A 3,891-nucleotide genomic window follows, 5' to 3' on the forward strand; every position below is an offset into this window, starting at 1 on the left:
ACGCCCAACGCTATGCACTTTTTGTGCGGGTCGCTGCGCTCCCAGTTTCGCACAAAAAGTGCATAGCATTGGTCGCCCCTGCTGCGGGCGTTAACTTATCGAAGGATTCAAGAATGGTCGAATTAGATAAGCTGCTTTCAGATTTGGGGAATGGCTTTACGAATAAGGTAGTCCAAAGACTCCGTAATTTTGCTTTCATTCCTAGGCCAATTATTGAAAGTCTTGCCGAACAAGCCTTGTCGGAAAATTGGGGAAATAATTTTCATGCTCTCGAAAAATATTTAGCAGTTCACATTGCTTGGAGTATAGAGCAAGGGCGAGTTACATTTTCAGAAGATCAATTCTACGTTTCTGCCGGCAATCTTCAGACTCGTTACGGAACACCACTATATCTCGTTTTTGTTGAAAATGATGACCCATCTAAATCGCCCTGGAAGCTTATAAAAGCTGGTGCGCATATTCGCGCACCCCAGCTACCAGTGCCACCAGCTATACCAGCGGGTCCAGAAATACCGAAAGGTGTAGAAATTGTGATGCAGCATGATCACATGCTGCGAGACAACGATGATCGAGTCGATTTTCTTCTACAAGCACCACCAGTTGCTCAGATGTGCGCAATATCCGGCGCAATTCAATGGTCTTTAAATAGAGGGCTCCAATTGCCATATTGGTACTATGGTGCCATGAACTATATTGTCCCTTTATACCTTAGAGATCGTGAAAATATTACAAATGCTCCAGACTTAGTTGCTCCTATTCAAGTTTCTGAGGAGATGCTTATGGTGCGTACAGTGCTGGAGCCCCATATGCCCTATGCCAATGCCCGCGTTTCGGTTAAAAGGCACGACCAATTGCCTCCTTGGATGATTGACACGTGGAATCAACATGCGGGTGACCTTACTGAGAGTGACATTGATGATCCAGAGGGTGAAAGTTAACAAAGCGCTGCAGGCCGACGGCCAACTTTGTGCGCTTTATGCGCGGTCGCTGTCGCTCCCATTATCGCGCATAAAGCGCACAAAGTTAGCCGCGGCTGAGCGCGGCGTTAACCATCCGGTACGAAACAAGCTATGAAAAATATTTTTGGGATTTTGCTATTTTCGTTATTTTCATTTTCGGCAAGTGCCGAACTTGTATTTGCTCACATTAATGAGCCAATAATGCCGATTGATCGAGGAGAGAAGTACGAAGACCCGCTAGATGACTTTCTCCAAGAAAATGAAATAGGAGAGGTTACCGGCGGAGGTAGCTCTCTTACAGAATTAGGTGATATAGAATGGGTCGGAATAGATATCCAGCTAAAGTCCCCTCATGAAAACATCGCAAAAGTTGTGAGGAAATTGCGGGAACTTGGTGCGCCTAACGGCAGTTATCTCGAGTACTCGGTCCAGGGAAAGAGTTATAAAGTACCGGTAAAGTAATGGTTAACAAGGCGAGGCAGTTCGTTCCGGCCCTACGGGCCTCCACCGGACAGCTTACTTTGTGCACTTTATGCGCAAGTCGCTTCGCTCCTATTTTCGCGTATAAAGCGCACAAAGCAAGCTGCCGCTGCTCGCGGCGTTAGGCAATCCATGGCATCAAAAGCAAAGCCACTAAATGAAGAACTTAAAAAAGTGTTTTTTCCTTTGGTTGAGTCCAAAGGCTTTGTAAGATCACGATCAACGGATCCACATTTTGTCATTTTCAAGAGAAGCACAGATCGTGGCGAGGATGTTTTTGAAATCCAGTGGGATAAATATTGGCGCCCATACTTTGTCGTAAATTTCGAAAAATGTGGCGTAAATGAATCTCCATGGAATGAAAATGGCCGCCTACAAAGAAGACGCGGGGGGTCACTTTCATGCTGGTTTAGTCTCTTTCCGCCATTACTAGAAAGATTCTTGAATTTTCGCTGGAAATATACGCCCAATGAGGTTGTACGCGAATTAATAGAAAAATTTCCAGAGCTCGAAGAGTGGTGGTTAAGTGGTACGGTTGGCCATCATATGTACATCGTAGGTCGGCATGCCTAACAAAGCGCTGCAAGGCGACGTCTTACTTTGTGCACTTTCTGCGCAGTCGCTTCGCTCCTATTTTCGCGCATAAAGCGCACAAAGTAAGCCGCCCCTGAGCGCGGCGTTACTTGCGACGTGAAGTCGTATAAATTTCTGTTACACACTCTGATAAATCACAGGAGGTTATTTCTCAGAACGATGTAACCCGATGTTCTACCATCGGTTTCCTACCGGCACATGCGTGGAGAGTAATTTCCGGGTGTGAAGCTGCCGGGACAATGTAACCTGCGGGCTCTGCCCGGAAGAGAATAACCGCGAGGCATTCTCAACTCTGCCAGCATCGAGGCGGTAAGGGGCTAGGAATGGATAGTATGGTCAACCCAGGTGAACTGCTGCACTCCCGTTACGCGCAAGAAGCCAAAGGTGCTGACAGGCTTTAACCAAAAAGGTAAGTGGACAGGCTGGTGGGTTTATAACGTCCTGCCACGTAGATGCCGCTCCACCGGGGGACGGGCAGGACCTAACCTATCCCGAGATTTATATGGAACACGATAACCCCGTATCGTACCGGGCAACCGGAAAGCGAGCCGTGAGGCGAGCCGATTGCGGTGCGGGTGTAGGAGACTGGAAGAAGCGAATGCCGCGCTGTAATGGCGCGGATACGGGTTCCAACTTTGCCCGGCGCGAAAGCGAGCAGACGTCCAGTTGGTGCCTCATCGCGAGAGAGGCTGGAGAACCGATTTTGTGGGGGAAAGCAAATGACGGCGTACGTGGAGCACCCGGAAACGGACAGGCCGCGTTCCAGTGCCGGTGCGCCCCCAGCGGGAACGGCGAGCCAGACCGATAGACCACCGATGTCTATCGAGACAGCCCGTTACCATGTCTATCGGCTGCAGCGGCGTATCGCGAAGGCGGTTGAAGACAAACGTTACAACAGAGCCCGCGCACTGCAACGGCTTCTCACCGGCTCCCATGCTGGCAAACTGCTGGCCGCACACCGTGTCATGCACAATCGCGGCCGCAAGACTCCCGGTATCGACGGCGCCACCTGGCAGTGGCCGCAAGATCGACCCGAAGCACTCCGCTTCCTGCAGCGACGCGGCTATCGCGCCCAGCCGCTGCGCCGCATTTCCATCCCCAAAGCTAATGGCAAGGTACGCCCACTGGGCATTCCCACCATGGCCGACCGCGCGGCCCAGGCACTGCAGCGCCTTGCGCTGGAACCCTGGGCAGAGACGACAGCCGATAGACACTCCTATGGCTTCCGTCCCAAGCGCTCGACCGCAGATGCCCTGCAGCAGTGCTATATCGCCCTGTCGCGCAGGACCTGTGCCGAATGGGTATTGGATGCGGATATCAAGGGCTGCTTTGATCACCTCAGCCACGACTGGTTGCTGGCGCATATCCCCATGGATAAACATCCGCTCCGGCAGTGGCTGAAGTGCGGCTATATCGATCGCCACGTCTACCACCAGACCGACGACGGTACACCGCAAGGCGGCATCATCAGTCCGCTGCTGGCCAACATGGCCCTGGATGGACTGGAAGCCGCCATCGAGGCCGTCGTGCCCAAGAGCGGCAGCTGTGTCAACGTGATCCGCTACGCGGACGATATCGTCATCACCGGAGCAAGCCGGGAATTGCTGGAGCAGCAGGTACGCCCCGCCCTTGAAGCCTTCTTAGCCGAGCGCGGGCTCATCCTGTCCCCAGAGAAGACTCGCATTGCACATATCAACGAAGGGTTCGACTTCCTCGGCTGCAATCTGCGCAAGTACAACGGCAAGTTGCTGACCCGGCCCGCCATGGACAAGGTCCGGGCCTTCGCAGGAAAGATCCGCACCCTGATCAAGCGCGGCGTCGCGCTACCCACTTTCCAGCTCGTCACACGTCTCAACCG

The 3,891-nt window shown here is 52.4% G+C and carries 4 protein-coding genes; all 4 read left to right on the forward strand.

The annotated features are described in order from the left end of the window. Positions 1-938, forward strand: a 938-nt coding sequence (locus FDY93_RS19030; RefSeq protein WP_220446257.1) for a DUF3825 domain-containing protein, incomplete at its 5' end; no start/stop codon positions are given. 132 nt (positions 939-1,070) lie between these two features. Then, a complete protein-coding gene (locus tag FDY93_RS19035; protein ID WP_138237342.1) occupies positions 1,071-1,421 on the forward strand; it encodes a hypothetical protein in 351 nt (116 codons plus the stop codon). Between the two features lie 150 nt (positions 1,422-1,571). After that, positions 1,572-2,012 (forward strand): hypothetical protein, encoded by a 441-nt coding sequence (locus FDY93_RS19040; protein ID WP_138237343.1) that lies wholly within the window; start codon positions 1,572-1,574, stop codon positions 2,010-2,012. Positions 2,013-2,752: 740 nt separating this feature from the next. Next, positions 2,753-3,891 (forward strand): group II intron reverse transcriptase/maturase (ltrA, locus tag FDY93_RS19050; RefSeq protein ID WP_171019042.1); only part of this gene is annotated, 1,139 nt, incomplete at its 3' end.

It is taken from the genome of Microbulbifer harenosus (assembly GCF_005771435.1).
Classification (GTDB): Bacteria; Pseudomonadota; Gammaproteobacteria; order Pseudomonadales; family Cellvibrionaceae; genus Microbulbifer; species Microbulbifer harenosus.

Coding starts and splice junctions, on each gene's coding strand:
- FDY93_RS19035 (WP_138237342.1), top strand. CDS start 1,071: ATGAAAAATATTTTTGGGATTTTGCTATTTTCGTTATTTTCATTTTCG.
- FDY93_RS19040 (WP_138237343.1), top strand. CDS start 1,572: ATGGCATCAAAAGCAAAGCCACTAAATGAAGAACTTAAAAAAGTGTTT.